Annotated in this window: 15 protein-coding genes; 9 read left to right on the forward strand and 6 right to left on the reverse strand. The window is 51.5% G+C overall.

The annotated features are described in order from the left end of the window. Positions 1-36 precede the first annotated feature (36 nt). Complete coding sequence (gene tusE / locus OGV80_RS17255; protein ID WP_087052637.1) at positions 37-366, forward strand: sulfurtransferase TusE; 330 nt, start codon at positions 37-39, stop codon at positions 364-366. On the opposite strand, the gene yccX is transcribed toward tusE, so the two are convergent. The 3 genes from yccX to OGV80_RS17270 are packed head-to-tail and all read right to left on the reverse strand — an operon-like array spanning position 363 to position 2,044. Beyond that, positions 363-644 carry an acylphosphatase gene (gene yccX, locus OGV80_RS17260; RefSeq protein WP_020996508.1) on the reverse strand — a complete coding sequence of 94 codons (282 nt, stop codon included), beginning with the start codon at positions 642-644 and terminating at the stop codon, positions 363-365. The genes tusE and yccX overlap by 4 nt on opposite strands. A 46-nt stretch (positions 645-690) precedes the next feature. After that, positions 691-1,479, reverse strand: a complete 789-nt coding sequence (locus OGV80_RS17265; protein ID WP_043015797.1) for an AraC family transcriptional regulator — start codon at positions 1,477-1,479, stop codon at positions 691-693. A 13-nt stretch (positions 1,480-1,492) separates the two neighbouring features. Next, the gene (locus OGV80_RS17270; protein ID WP_075144915.1) at positions 1,493-2,044 is read right to left on the reverse strand and encodes a YbhB/YbcL family Raf kinase inhibitor-like protein; all 552 of its coding nucleotides are present in this window, start codon (positions 2,042-2,044) and stop codon (positions 1,493-1,495) included. 213 nt (positions 2,045-2,257) lie between these two features. Here OGV80_RS17270 and rlmI point away from each other — a divergent pair, with 213 nt between their 5' ends. Both rlmI and hspQ read left to right on the forward strand, forming a co-directional pair. Then, a complete protein-coding gene (gene rlmI, locus OGV80_RS17275; protein ID WP_075144916.1) occupies positions 2,258-3,469 on the forward strand; it encodes a 23S rRNA (cytosine(1962)-C(5))-methyltransferase RlmI in 1,212 nt (403 codons plus the stop codon). Positions 3,470-3,526: 57 nt separating this feature from the next. Continuing rightward, complete coding sequence (hspQ, locus tag OGV80_RS17280) at positions 3,527-3,844, forward strand: heat shock protein HspQ (RefSeq protein WP_043015794.1); 318 nt, start codon at positions 3,527-3,529, stop codon at positions 3,842-3,844. Between the two features lie 67 nt (positions 3,845-3,911). Here hspQ and OGV80_RS17285 read toward each other — a convergent pair whose 3' ends face one another. Further along, the gene (locus tag OGV80_RS17285; RefSeq protein WP_006685217.1) at positions 3,912-4,325 is read right to left on the reverse strand and encodes a CoA-binding protein; all 414 of its coding nucleotides are present in this window, start codon (positions 4,323-4,325) and stop codon (positions 3,912-3,914) included. A gap of 171 nt (positions 4,326-4,496) precedes the next feature. Here OGV80_RS17285 and csgI point away from each other — a divergent pair, with 171 nt between their 5' ends. Beyond that, a complete protein-coding gene (csgI, locus tag OGV80_RS17290; RefSeq protein ID WP_043015793.1) occupies positions 4,497-5,159 on the forward strand; it encodes a curli synthesis inhibitor in 663 nt (220 codons plus the stop codon). A gap of 93 nt (positions 5,160-5,252) precedes the next feature. Continuing rightward, positions 5,253-5,711: a methylglyoxal synthase gene (mgsA, locus tag OGV80_RS17295; RefSeq protein WP_016152487.1), complete on the forward strand. Its 459-nt coding sequence runs from the start codon at positions 5,253-5,255 to the stop codon at positions 5,709-5,711. 32 nt (positions 5,712-5,743) lie between these two features. On the opposite strand, the gene helD is transcribed toward mgsA, so the two are convergent. Then, the gene (gene helD, locus OGV80_RS17300) at positions 5,744-7,798 is read right to left on the reverse strand and encodes a DNA helicase IV (RefSeq protein WP_286515402.1); all 2,055 of its coding nucleotides are present in this window, start codon (positions 7,796-7,798) and stop codon (positions 5,744-5,746) included. 125 nt (positions 7,799-7,923) lie between these two features. On the opposite strand from helD, the gene OGV80_RS17305 reads away from it, so the two are divergent. Continuing rightward, a complete protein-coding gene (locus tag OGV80_RS17305) occupies positions 7,924-8,370 on the forward strand; it encodes a YccF domain-containing protein (protein ID WP_016152485.1) in 447 nt (148 codons plus the stop codon). A gap of 18 nt (positions 8,371-8,388) precedes the next feature. Beyond that, positions 8,389-10,542, forward strand: coding sequence for a YccS family putative transporter (yccS, locus tag OGV80_RS17310; RefSeq protein WP_043017873.1), 2,154 nt, complete (start codon positions 8,389-8,391; stop codon positions 10,540-10,542). Here yccS and OGV80_RS17315 read toward each other — a convergent pair. Beyond that, on the reverse strand, positions 10,520-11,134 hold the full coding sequence (locus tag OGV80_RS17315; RefSeq protein ID WP_286515404.1) for a TfoX/Sxy family DNA transformation protein: 615 nt from the start codon (positions 11,132-11,134) through the stop codon (positions 10,520-10,522). The genes yccS and OGV80_RS17315 overlap by 23 nt on opposite strands. Before the next feature lie 216 nt (positions 11,135-11,350). Between OGV80_RS17315 and sulA the strand changes: the two genes are divergently transcribed. Continuing rightward, on the forward strand, positions 11,351-11,860 hold the full coding sequence (gene sulA / locus OGV80_RS17320) for an SOS-induced cell division inhibitor SulA (RefSeq protein WP_286515406.1): 510 nt from the start codon (positions 11,351-11,353) through the stop codon (positions 11,858-11,860). Positions 11,861-12,217: 357 nt separating this feature from the next. After that, positions 12,218-13,276 carry a porin OmpA gene (gene ompA / locus OGV80_RS17325; protein WP_016156137.1) on the forward strand — a complete coding sequence of 353 codons (1,059 nt, stop codon included), beginning with the start codon at positions 12,218-12,220 and terminating at the stop codon, positions 13,274-13,276. Positions 13,277-13,306 lie beyond the last annotated feature (30 nt).

Consider the following 13,306-nt stretch of genomic DNA (forward strand, 5'->3'; position numbering starts at 1 on the left):
AAACTGCCACCAGTTTGACTAACGCAGTGACGAATAATGTTGATCTTTGAAGGTAAAGAAATCAGTACCGATAGCGAAGGCTATCTGAAAGATACCACGCTGTGGAACGAGCCGCTGGCGGAGAAAATCGCTGAAAACGAAGGTATCGTCCTCTCCCCCGAGCACTGGGAAGTGGTGCGTTTCGTACGCGAGTTTTATCTCGAGTTTAATACCTCCCCTGCTATTCGCATGCTGGTAAAGGCGATGGCCAACAAGTTTGGCGAAGAGAAAGGCAACAGTCGTTATCTCTACCGCCTGTTTCCGAAAGGTCCGGCTAAGCAGGCGACTAAAATTGCCGGCCTGCCGAAACCGGTGAAATGTATTTAATAGCGGATACTAAATCCCTTTAGCTCGTCGCCAGGGCGGTGCGGTTCACTGAGAACCCGATCAACCCTGGCGCTGCTCGGTCCCCCAGCTTTCAACCACTTCATCAGTTGTTCCACCCGATCGCTTTCACCGCAGGCGACAACCTCTACGCTGCCGTCATCCATATTCTTCGCGTAACCGGTCAACCCCAGCCGTTGCGCTTCATGCTGGGTGGTGTAGCGAAATCCTACCCCCTGAACCCGGCCATAGACCCAGGCGATGATGCAAACTTTCGACATTGCGGTTCTCCTTATCAACGTAAATGAAGGAACAGGTACCGAGGCCTCATCGCACCTGTTTCGGCAGACATCCGTAATGCTGGCGAAATCTTGCAGTAAATCGTGAACCTGACAGATAGCCACAGCGTAACGCAATTTCGCCAATCGGCAGCGTGGTCGACTGTAGTTGAGAGAGCGCACAGGACATGCGCACCTCCTCGACTATCTGCCGGTAACTCTGCGATTCCATCTGTAATCGTCTGCGTAACGTCGAGGTACCGATAGACAGGTGACCGGCAATCTCCTGGGCTGTCCATAGCTTAGCAGGGGATAACATAATAAGTTGTCGCACCTGTTCAGTAAGATTAAACCGTCGCTCGATAAGCAGAGGCCCTGCCACACCATCATGCAGTAGCGCCAGCAATAATCCCATCGCCTGATGCTCCTGCAATTTTGCAGGTAAGTCCTGGCGTACTGCATCCAGCAGGCTTTCCCACATAAATGCCAGTCCGTTGCTCATTGGCGTACATAGCGACGTCAATTTTGCCGGAGGGAAATCCTCGACCCAGTTATTTTTAAACGCGGTAATGATGCTCGTCGATAGCAACAGCAAATCCGAGCGAAATGCTCCCTGTTCCGGCTGATTAATAATCTCCAGAGGCGTATTCGCCGGGATGATAATCAGCTCACCCGGTCCTGCAACCAGACGATTTTCATCCTGAATAATGACCTTACTTCCCTGCGTAATATGGCAAATAGCAGCAGAAAACAGTTTAACCCGATGCAAGCGGTGCAGGTGGCCGGAACGCACCTCAGCGGTGGTAAGGTTGTTATGGCGAAAATGTACATCCTGCACCAGATTATCCTCTTTATTTTCTTGCGTAAGTGGCGGTTAATTCAGCTTTGGCAATCACGTGGCTGTTCAGCATAAAACCGACCAGGGCACCGCTGGCGTTACTGTCAATCGGCAACGCGTCTGTATTTAACGCCCACACGGTAAACTGATAGCGATGAGGTTTATCGCCCGGCGGTGGACAGGCACCACCGAATCCAGCATAACCGAAATCATTGCGTCCCTGAACTGCTCCTGCGGGTAACTTATCCATGCTGGCCCCGCCAGGAAGAGTGTGGATCTGAGCAGGAATATTTACGACGGTCCAGTGCCACCAGCCGCTTCCCGTTGGCGCATCAGGATCAAACAGCGTAATGGCAAAACTTTTGGCATCAGTTGGGGGATTTTGCCAGCTCAGTTGCGGGGAGATATTGTCGCCACTGCAGCCAAATCCCTTAAACACCTGTTTTTGCGTTAACTGCAGGTTAGCGGGTATGTCGGTGCTGTTGAGGCGAAACGTCGAGGCGGCAGAGGCATTAAAACTCAACGCGACAATGGCAGCGGTAGCCAATGAGTAGACAGCTTTCATTGCATTTCCTTTTCTGATTAAGAAATAGCAATGTAAACGGTGGGCATAAAAGAAACTGTGCCTCTGTGATAGCGTTTTGTGCCGAAACGCTCAACGTCATACGCTGATGATTGGCCTCACCATCTGTGCTACTCTACGCGCCATTTTATTTTAATGGTTTCAGGTTGGTACTTTACTCCAGCCCGCGTCACTGTTTGTGAGAGGTTGCTCCGCATGACTGAATCTACAATTCCACATTATCCTCGTTTAGTGTTAGCCAAGGGGCGCGAAAAATCATTACTTCGCCGCCATCCGTGGGTATTTTCCGGTGCTGTCGCCCGTATGGAAGGTAAAGCCAACCTTGGTGAAACCGTTGATATTGTTGACCACCAGGGTAAATGGCTAGCACGCGGTGCCTTCTCACCGGCGTCACAGATCCGTGCACGCGTCTGGACCTTCGACAAGTCTGAATCCATCGATATTGATTTCTTTACCCGTCGTCTGCAGCAGGCTCAGACATGGCGTGACTGGCTGGCGAAAAAAGACGGTCTGGACAGCTATCGTCTGATCGCCGGAGAATCCGATGGTCTGCCGGGTGTCACTATTGACCGCTTCGGCAACTTCCTGGTGTTGCAGTTGCTCAGCGCCGGTGCTGAATATCAACGCGCCGCACTAATTAGCGCCCTGCAAATTGTTTTCCCTGACTGTGCCATTTATGACCGTAGCGATGTGGCCGTGCGTAAAAAAGAAGGTATGGAGCTGACCCAAGGGCCAGTAACGGGCGAACTGCCTCCTGCCCTGCTGCCTATCGAAGAGCACGGAATGAAGCTGCTGGTTGATATTCAGCATGGTCACAAAACCGGCTATTACCTCGATCAACGCGACAGCCGCCTGGCCACGCGCCGTTATGTGGAGAACCAGCGTGTGCTGAACTGTTTCTCTTATACCGGCGGTTTTGCGGTCTCAGCATTAATGGGCGGATGCCGTCAGGTGGTCAGCGTGGACACCTCTCAGGAAGCGCTCGATATTGCCCGCCAGAACGTTGAACTGAATAAGCTGGATCTGAGTAAAGCCGAATTTGTGCGTGATGATGTGTTCAAACTGCTGCGCGCCTATCGCGATCGCGGTGAGAAATTTGATGTCATCGTGATGGATCCGCCGAAATTTGTCGAAAACAAAAGCCAGTTGATGGGCGCTTGCCGCGGTTATAAAGACATCAATATGCTGGCAATTCAGTTGCTCAACCCTGGCGGCGTACTGCTGACATTTTCCTGCTCTGGACTGATGACCACCGATTTATTTCAGAAAATCATCGCCGATGCCGCAATAGATGCTGGTCGTGATGTACAATTTATAGAGCAGTTCCGTCAGGCCGCCGATCATCCGGTGATCGCTACCTACCCGGAAGGGCTGTATCTGAAAGGGTTTGCCTGTCGCATCATGTAACTTGAAAAGTGGAATATTACCCTTACATAGAGGGTATCTATTTCCCGGGAGGTGACTATGATTGCCAGCAAATTCGGTATCGGCCAGCAGGTCCGCCATTCCCTGTTAGGTTACCTCGGAGTGGTCGTGGATATCGACCCGGAATATTCGCTTGATGAGCCGTCAGCCGATGAGTTGGCGGTTAACGACGAACTTCGCGCCGCTCCCTGGTATCACGTGGTGATGGAAGACGATAATGGTCTGCCAGTGCATACGTATCTGGCCGAAGCACAGTTGAGTAGCGAACTGCAGGAAGAACATCCGGAGCAACCGTCGATGGATGAACTGGCGCGAACAATCCGTAAACAGCTTCAGGCTCCGCGCCTGCGTAATTGATCCTAACACAGGCCCGATGGCGCTTTGCTTATCGGGCCTGTGCATTTCATACGGCTACAGCCCAATCCTACTTCGCCAGCCCCAGTCGCGGGATCTCGATCGCCGGGCAGCGGTCCATCACTACCGCCAGCCCCGCATCACGCGCCAGCACGGCCGCCTGCTCGTTAATGACGCCAAGCTGCATCCACAGCGTCTTAGCACCAATGGCGATAGCCTCCTGAGCAACGCCCCAGGCCGCTTCAGAATTACGGAAGACATCGACCATATCCACTTTCTCTGGCACATCCGCCAGCGTTGCATAGCCCTGCTGCCCCAGCAGCGTTTTCCCGGCAACCTTCGGTGAAACGGGAATAACGTGATAGCCCTGATCGAGTAAATATTTCATCACGCGATAGCTTGGGCGATCGGGTTTATCGCTTGCGCCAACCAGTGCAATCGTACGAGTAGATGTCAAAATGCCAGCAATATCGGTCTCTTTCATCATTTTCCTCCAGGCTGTTTAGCAAAGTGTACGACAAACCTGCCCCTGCAACCATTCATCCCATACTGGCGCATGAGAGCTAAACTCAAAAATATGTCTATATGTTAGTAAACATGATTATCGAAAAATTTAGATACATGTTTGCAGATATTTTCTGGACAGGAGAAACCTATGAAAGCCGGCATTGTGACAGCCTTAATTGCCCTGTGTTTGCCGGTAACCGTTTTTGCTACCTCTTTACGCCTGTCTAATGATATTGACCTTCTGGTGCTGGACGGAAAAAAAGTCTCCAGCTCATTACTGCGTGGTGCCGAAAGTATTGAGCTGGAAAATGGTCGGCACCAGCTTGTATTTCGTGTAGAAAAAACCATTCGTTTATCGAGTCACGAAGAACGTCTGTACATTTCGCCTCCGCTGGTCATCAGCTTTGATACCCAACTCGTCAGCCAGGTTAATTTCCACCTTCCGCGGCTGAACAATGAGCGGGACGCAACGCATTTCGATGACGCTCCACGCGTGGAACTGCTGGATGGGGATGCCATGCCTATCCCCGTCAAGCTGGATATTTTGTCTATCACCTCCACGGCAAAAATCGTGGATTATGAAATGGAGACTGAACGCTATAACAAAGCGGCTAAACATGCTTCATTACCGCAGTTTGCTACGATGATGGCCGATGACAGTTCGCTACTTTCCGGGGTATCTGAACTGGATCGCGTGCCGCCCCAGTCGCAAACGCTGACCGAGCAGCGTTTAAAATATTGGTTCCAGCAGGCCGACGCACAAACGCGAAGTAACTTTTTGCAATGGGCTCAGAAACAGCCGCCTTCATGACATTTATGTTCGCATACGCATTTTTTTGGTCTTTCTCTTGCAGCGTCAAGAGCTTCCAGTACTCTGTAACCAGGTTAACTTGGGAGCTGTACTATGGAATTAACGACTCGCACATTGCCAGCGCGTAAACACATTGCGTTGGTTGCACACGATCACTGTAAAAAGATGCTGATGAGCTGGGTAGAACGCCACCAGCCGTTGCTGGAAAAGCACGTTCTGTACGCCACAGGAACAACAGGAAACTTGATCCAACGCGCGACAGGAATGGACGTCAACGCCATGCTGAGCGGCCCGATGGGCGGTGACCAGCAGGTAGGTGCGCTGATTTCAGAAGGGAAAATTGATGTGCTGATCTTCTTCTGGGACCCGCTTAACGCCGTACCCCACGATCCTGATGTCAAAGCCCTGCTGCGTCTGGCGACGGTATGGAACATTCCCGTTGCCACCAACGTGTCGACTGCTGATTTTATTATCCAGTCGCCAAACTTCAACGATGCAACGGACATCCTGATCCCGGATTACGCCCGTTATCTGGCAGAACGCCTCAAATAAACGCTAAGCAGGCGGTAATTACCGCCTGCTTTTCAGGGTTTCCGGATCACCGGAACGTCTAATTGCTTAAGCTCATCAACAAAGCATGATGGCGCGTCTTTGTTAAACAGTAGCCATACCCGATGACGCGCGCGCGTTAGCGCCACATACAGCAAGCGTCTCTCTTCGGCATCCGGGAAATCTTCCACCGCCGGGAGCAATGCCTCTTCCATAATCGACTCGCGGGCCGGGGCTGGAAAACCGTCATTCCCTTCATGAAGCCCCACAACAATAACATAATCCACCTGCTGTCCTTTACTGGCATGGATAGTCATAAATTCCAGCTGTAGCTTGGGCCAACGAGTGGCTGCTTTCTCCAGACTGGCCGGTTTGAGATGATGGTATCGCGCCAGCACCAGAATTCTCTCGTCTGCCTTTACAAATCCCGACAGCTTATCCAGCAGCAGATCCAGTTGGCTTTCATCGAGCAACGTGACGGCTTTTTTATCGCCAGTCACCAGACTGTTGAGCGGTTTCGTAAGCTGATGGGGGTTTTGCTGGATAAACTGGTTTGCAACTTCGCCAATACGGCTATTAAAACGGTAAGTGGTATCCAGATTACAACGATCACCCTCGCCGAAGTTTTGCTGGAATGCGGTGGTCAACGAAAGCTGAGCCCCACTGAATCGATATATTGCCTGCCAGTCATCACCTACGGCAAACAGCGTAGTCTGTGAGTTTTGTTTGCGCAGTGCGGCTAACAAAGCGGCACGCTGAGGAGAAATATCCTGAAATTCATCAACCAGAATGTGCTTCCACGGACTGATAAATCGGCCTTTTTCCAGAATGACAATTGCCTGATGGATCAATCCGGAAAAATCGACGGCATTCTCATCTTTCAGTGCGCCCTTCCAGGCCTTGAGCAGTGGTGACATCAGTTTTATGCGTTTACTGAACAGATCGCGGATCTCCTCCGGAGCATTGGCGATCATCTCCGCCTGCGCTCCGCCATGCATACGCATCAGGCTGACCCAGCGATCCAGCCGGGAAGCCAGCCGGCGTTGCAATTTTTCGTCATCCCAGAAGTTACCTTCAGGTACCGACCACTGCATCTCTTCTTCTAACCATTGCCGCCAGCCCTTGGCCTGCGCCTTTTTCTCACTACACTGTTGACGCCATGTCGTTATAAAAAGTTTGCTGCGAGCAGAGGCATCATTTTCCAGCTTGCTGACCGTCGGGACTTTTTTGCTCCCCTGCGAAATGATGTGTAGCGCCAGTGAATGAAACGTCCGTGCGGTTATCTCTTCCGTATGCAGACGTTCACGGATGCGATCGTCCATCTCCTGGGCCGCTTTACGTCCGAACGCTAACAGCAGGATTTGTTCAGCTGCCGCTTCCCCCCGCGCAAGTAACCAGCCCGCACGGGCGACCAGGACGGATGTTTTTCCGCTTCCGGCACCCGCAAGAACCAATAATGATTGTTCACCATTCACCACCGCCCGCGCCTGGGCCGGATTCAACGGCGAGGATTCAATTTGCTGGAAAAATTCGCCATGCTCTTCCAGCATGGCATCGGTGTACGCCTGGTTGTGCTGTAAGCGACAAGCTTCAATGTCTTTCAACCATGCCTGGCATTGGCGTAACGCTTCACGGCAATTTTCAAATTCTTCCAACCGATTGAGCGGGAGCGGCAGTGCGGCAAAAGTACGACGGATCTGCTGCTGTAGTCCTGACGTCTGCTCGCGCGTCAGCCATTTATTTTCACTGGTACGCGCCGCAATCGCCTCGAGTTGTTGGTGTAAAACTCCCGCAGCGACGTCGCTCATTTCCTGGCTCCACTGCTGCCAGAGCGAATTCAAATGGTGATGAAAGCGCTGGGTTTCCGCCCATTCCGTACCGTGAAGACGTACCACTTTATCGTCCGGGAGTACAAACTCCAGCTCGCCCCATACCAGACCGCGTTTACAATGGATAGCCAGTAACTGATTGAAGGGAATAAGATACTCGTGACGATCGCCGGAAACCTTAATCCCGGCATTAAGAATAACGGCCCGATCGTAAGGGTGTTGTGCCAGACGTTTTCCAAGAGAAGTTGCTTTCAGTTCCATAAGACTCAAGCGGATCCACACGAAGAGATTTGCTTATCAGTGTAACCGCCAGAGAAAACGTGCTCCAGCCCAAAAAAACGTTACAATTGCCGAATTCACAGAAAACCAGAGTTAACCGAGGGTTTATGCGTACTGTTCTGAATATTTTAAATTTTGTGCTCGGTGGATTCGCCACCACCTTAGCCTGGCTACTGGCTACGCTGGTCAGTATCGTGCTTATTTTTACTCTCCCCCTGACCCGCTCCTGCTGGGAAATAACCCGGCTCTCGCTGTTTCCTTATGGCAACGAAGCGATTCATGTCGATGAGCTTAATCCAGCGGGCAAAAACGTCCTGTTGAATACTGGCGGCACGGTGCTCAATATTTTCTGGCTGATTTTTTTCGGCTGGTGGTTGTGCCTGATGCACATAGTCTCCGGTATTGCCCAGTGCATTACGATTATTGGTATCCCGGTAGGCATTGCGAATTTCAAAATCGCGGCGATTGCACTGTGGCCAGTTGGTCGCCGGGTGGTATCCGTAGAAGTAGCTCGCGCAGCGCGTGAAGCTAATGCGCGTCGTCGCTTCGAATAATCAGGACCGATGGCCTTTATGTTAAGTCCTCTGCTCAAACGCTATACCTGGAACAGCACCTGGCTTTACTACGTGCGAATTTTTATCGCACTTTGCGGCACAACGGCGCTGCCCTGGTGGCTGGGCGACGTTAAGCTGACCATTCCGCTCACGCTGGGCATGGTCGCTGCCGCGCTTACCGACCTGGACGATCGTCTTGCAGGCCGCCTGCGCAATTTAATCATCACGCTGGTGTGCTTTTTCATTGCCTCGGCCTCGGTCGAACTGCTCTTCCCATGGCCATGGCTGTTTGCGATTGGGTTAACGCTTTCCACCAGCGGCTTTATACTGCTCGGGGGTTTAGGCCAGCGCTATGCAACCATCGCCTTTGGCGCGTTGCTGATTGCCATTTACACGATGCTGGGCACCTCGCTTTACGATCAGTGGTATCAGCAGCCGATCCTGCTGCTGGCTGGCGCCATTTGGTACAACCTGTTAACCCTGACCGGCCATCTTCTGTTTCCCATCCGCCCCTTGCAGGACAATCTGGCGCGTAGCTACGAACAGTTAGCGCACTACCTGGAACTGAAATCGCGTCTGTTTGATCCCGATATAGAAGATGAAAGCCAGGCGCCGTTGTATGATTTGGCCCTTGCGAATGGGCAACTGATGGCGACGTTAAACCAGACGAAGGTATCTTTGCTGACTCGCCTGCGTGGCGATCGCGGACAGCGCGGAACACGTCGCACGCTACATTACTATTTTGTGGCGCAGGATATTCACGAACGCGCAAGTTCCTCGCATATTCAGTATCAAACGCTGCGCGACCATTTCCGCCACAGCGACGTGATGTTTCGCTTCCAGCGCCTGATGTCGATGCAGGGACAGGCGTGTGCACAACTGTCTCGTTGTATTTTATTACGTACGCCTTATCAGCACGATCCACACTTTGAGCGCGTCTTCACCCATATAGATGCTGCGCTTGAGCGCATGCGCGCGAGTGGTGAGCCTGCCGACCTGCTCAACACGTTGGGATTTTTGCTGTCAAACCTACGGGCCATCGATGCCCAGTTGGCAACCATTGAGTCCGAACAGGCCCAGGTCCTTTCTCGTAATGAGTCTGAAAACCAGCTTGCCGATGACAGTCCGCATGGATTCAGCGATATCTGGTTACGGCTGAGCCGTAATTTCACGCCTGAGTCGGCCCTGTTTCGCCATGCTGTCCGCATGTCGCTGGTACTTTGCGTCGGCTATGCCATTATCCAGATAACCGGCATGAACCACGGGTACTGGATCCTGTTAACCAGCCTGTTTGTCTGCCAGCCAAACTACAACGCCACCCGGCATCGCCTGGCACTCAGGATTATCGGCACATTAGTCGGGATCGCCATTGGTTTACCGATCCTGTGGTTTGTACCTTCTCTCGAAGGGCAACTGATACTCCTGGTGATCACCGGCGTGTTGTTTTTTGCCTTTCGTAACGTTCAGTACGCGCATGCCACCATGTTTATCACGCTGCTGGTACTGCTGTGTTTTAACCTGCTCGGTGAAGGTTTCGAGGTTGCGCTACCGCGCGTGATAGATACGCTGATCGGCTGTGCCATCGCGTGGGCTGCTGTTAGTTTTATCTGGCCAGACTGGCGTTTTCGTAATCTGCCGCGGGTGATTGAACGGGCTACCGACGCTAACTGTCGTTATCTTGATGCTATTCTCGAGCAATACCATCAGGGGCGTGACAATCGTCTGGCATACCGTATCGCCCGTCGTGACGCGCACAATCGTGATGCGGAACTTGCTTCGGTGGTGTCGAATATGTCGAGTGAACCGGATGTCACGGCCCAGACGCGCGAAACGGCGTTTCGCTTGCTGTGTCTTAACCATACGTTTACCAGCTACATTTCCGCTTTGGGCGCACACCGTGAGCAGTTAACTAATCCGGACGTTCTGGCGTTGCTGGATGATGCCGTCTGTTATGTAGATGATGCGCTTCACCATCAACCTGCCGACGAACAGCGCGTATACCAGGCGTTGGACGGTCTGAAGCAGCGAATTCAGCATCTCGAGCCACGTCCGGACAGTAAGGAGCCACTGGTCGTACAGCAAGTTGGGTTACTGATTGCCCTGCTCCCGGAAATTCGGCGTTTACAGCAACAAATTGCCGTGCTGCCATCTAATACCCCGGTTCCGGCGTAAGAGAACTTACCCACTCACTCAGCTCCTGGCGACGCGTTGCCGGGAGCGCGGCTTCATGCACTCCGCCGACCGCCCCTTCAAGGGCATAGAGAATTTTTACCGTCAACGCCGGGTTATTCTGCCGCAGTTTCAACCAGCACATCTGGGCTCCCAGCGATCGCAATGTCCCCTCGTCCTTAATACCTGCTTCGTTTAGCAAGGTCTCCAGATGAAACGTCATATTCGGTAATTCCCGCAGACGATGTTGTGCAAAGCGGCTCTGTTTTTCCTTAACGGCTGCATCCAGTGAATATCGTGATAGCGATACCAACTGCTGCTGGTTTTGCCACAGGGCATCGTTCACCTGGTAATAATTGAGCACAACCGGACGTCCGCGCTTAATAAATGTCAGCCAGACAGGAGAATTTTTCACACAGTACTGTGCGCTCTGCTCACAGGCGCGCAGATATAACTCACCGCTGGCGACCATGGCAAAGACCGTATCGCCAACCGTCAGACTGTAGCCACCAAACAGTGAGCGATAGTGAATTGTTCCCAGAGAAGCCAGATATTCTTGTGATTTATAGATCCTTGCATAAGAAAGCTCTTTCATAAAAATCCTTTTAAATCATAACGTAAGCAAATAATTTGCAGTAACTGATCCGTTAATGACGAAAATAGGCAACTTATGCGTATGGGGCAAGATGAATTTAATGTTTCCCGTGACGACGACTAAAAATTGCGAACCTGTTTCCGAAAATAAGGTTGATCTTTATTGATGGCAGGGTTACTGTATATCCATACAGTAACTCACAGGGCTGGATTGATTATGTACACTTCAGGCTATGCAAATCGTTCTTCGTCGTTCTCTTCCGCATCAAGCAGTATTGCGCGCGTTTCATCAGAGAATGCTACCGCTGGGCTTATCAGTGAAGTGGTCTATCGCGAAGACCAGCCCATGATGACGCAGCTTCTGCTGCTGCCCCTGCTGCAACAGTTAGGGCAGCAATCACGCTGGCAGCTGTGGCTGACCCCTCAGCAAAAATTAAGCCGTGAGTGGGTACAGTCGGCTGGGCTTCCATTGACCAAAGTCATGCAAATCAGCCAGCTCTCCCCCTGCAATACGCTGGAATCGATGGTTCGAGCGCTGCGCACAGGTAACTACAGCGCTGTCATCGGCTGGCTGACGGAAGAATTAACCGAAGATGAACATGCCGAGCTGGTAAAAGCGGCAGATGAAGGTAATGCGATGGGGTTTATCATGCGTCCTGTTCGCGCTCAGACACTTGCGGGGAGACAGCATTCCGGGCTAAAAATTCACTCGAATTTGTATCATTGAGTAAAATTAGGATTTATCCTGGAATTTTTTTTCATGTTTTAAATTGCCGTTGAGCTATAACGTGTTTTCCGGCTGAAGGCCTGTCTGAAGCGGTTTTCAGGAAATCCTCAGTACATTTATTCATCTATAAATGTTAAATATTGTGTATACAAGCCTTTTTTTTTCATATGCCTGACGGACTTCACACTTGTAAGTTTTCAACTACGTTGTAGACTTTACATCGCCAGGGGTGCTCGGCGTAAGCCGCAGATATCGGTAGAGTAACTATTGAACTGGTCCCCGGGTGAAGGATTTAACCGTGTTATCTCTCTTCGGAGATATTCATGGCGAATTTTGGATGATAACGAGGCGCAAAAAATGAAAAAGACAGCTATCGCAATTGCAGTGGCACTGGCTGGTTTCGCTACCGTGGCGCAGGCCGCTCCGAAAGATAACACCTGGTACACTGGTGCTAAACTGGGCTGGTCTCAGTACCATGATATTGGCAACAACCAGATCAACAACTCCGGTCCTACCCACGAAAGTCAACTTGGTGCTGGTGCGTTCGGTGGTTACCAGGTTAACCCGTATGTTGGTTTCGAAATGGGTTACGACTGGTTAGGTCGTATGCCGTACAAAGGCGCTACTGATGCTACCCACAATAACGGCGCTTTCAAAGCTCAGGGCGTTCAGCTGACCGCTAAACTGGGTTACCCAATCACTGACGATCTGGACGTTTATACCCGTCTGGGTGGTATGGTTTGGCGTGCAGACGCTAAAAACAACGAAGGCTTCAAAGACCACGACACTGGTGTATCCCCAGTATTCGCTGGTGGCGTAGAGTATGCAATTACTCCTGAAATCGCTACCCGTCTGGAATACCAGTGGACCAACAACATCGGTGACGCGAACACCGTTGGTGGTCGTCCGGATAACGGTCTGTTGAGCGTTGGTGTTTCTTACCGTTTCGGTCAGCAGGAAGAAGCAGCTCCAGTAGTTGTTGCTCCGGCTCCGGCTCCAGAAGTACAGACCAAGCACTTCACTCTGAAGTCTGACGTTCTGTTCAACTTCAACAAAGCTACTCTGAAACCAGAAGGCCAGCAGGCTCTGGATCAGATGTACAGCCAGCTGAGCAACCTGGATCCGAAAGACGGTTCCGTAGTTGTTCTGGGCTTCACTGACCGCATCGGTTCTGACGCTTACAACCAGGGTCTGTCCGAGAAACGTGCTCAGTCCGTTGTTGATTACCTGATCTCTAAAGGTATTCCTTCTGACAAAATCTCTGCACGTGGCATGGGCGAATCCAACCCGGTTACTGGCAACACCTGTGACAACGTGAAAGCTCGCGCTGCACTGATCGACTGCCTGGCTCCGGATCGTCGTGTTGAGATCGAAGTTAAAGGTATCAAAGACGTTGTAACTCAGCCTCAGGCTTAAGTTATCGTCTTATAAAAAACCCCGCTTTGC

Origin of the sequence: Citrobacter sp. Ce119 (assembly GCF_030334525.1) — a bacterium.
Lineage (GTDB): Bacteria > Pseudomonadota > Gammaproteobacteria > Enterobacterales > Enterobacteriaceae > Citrobacter > Citrobacter europaeus.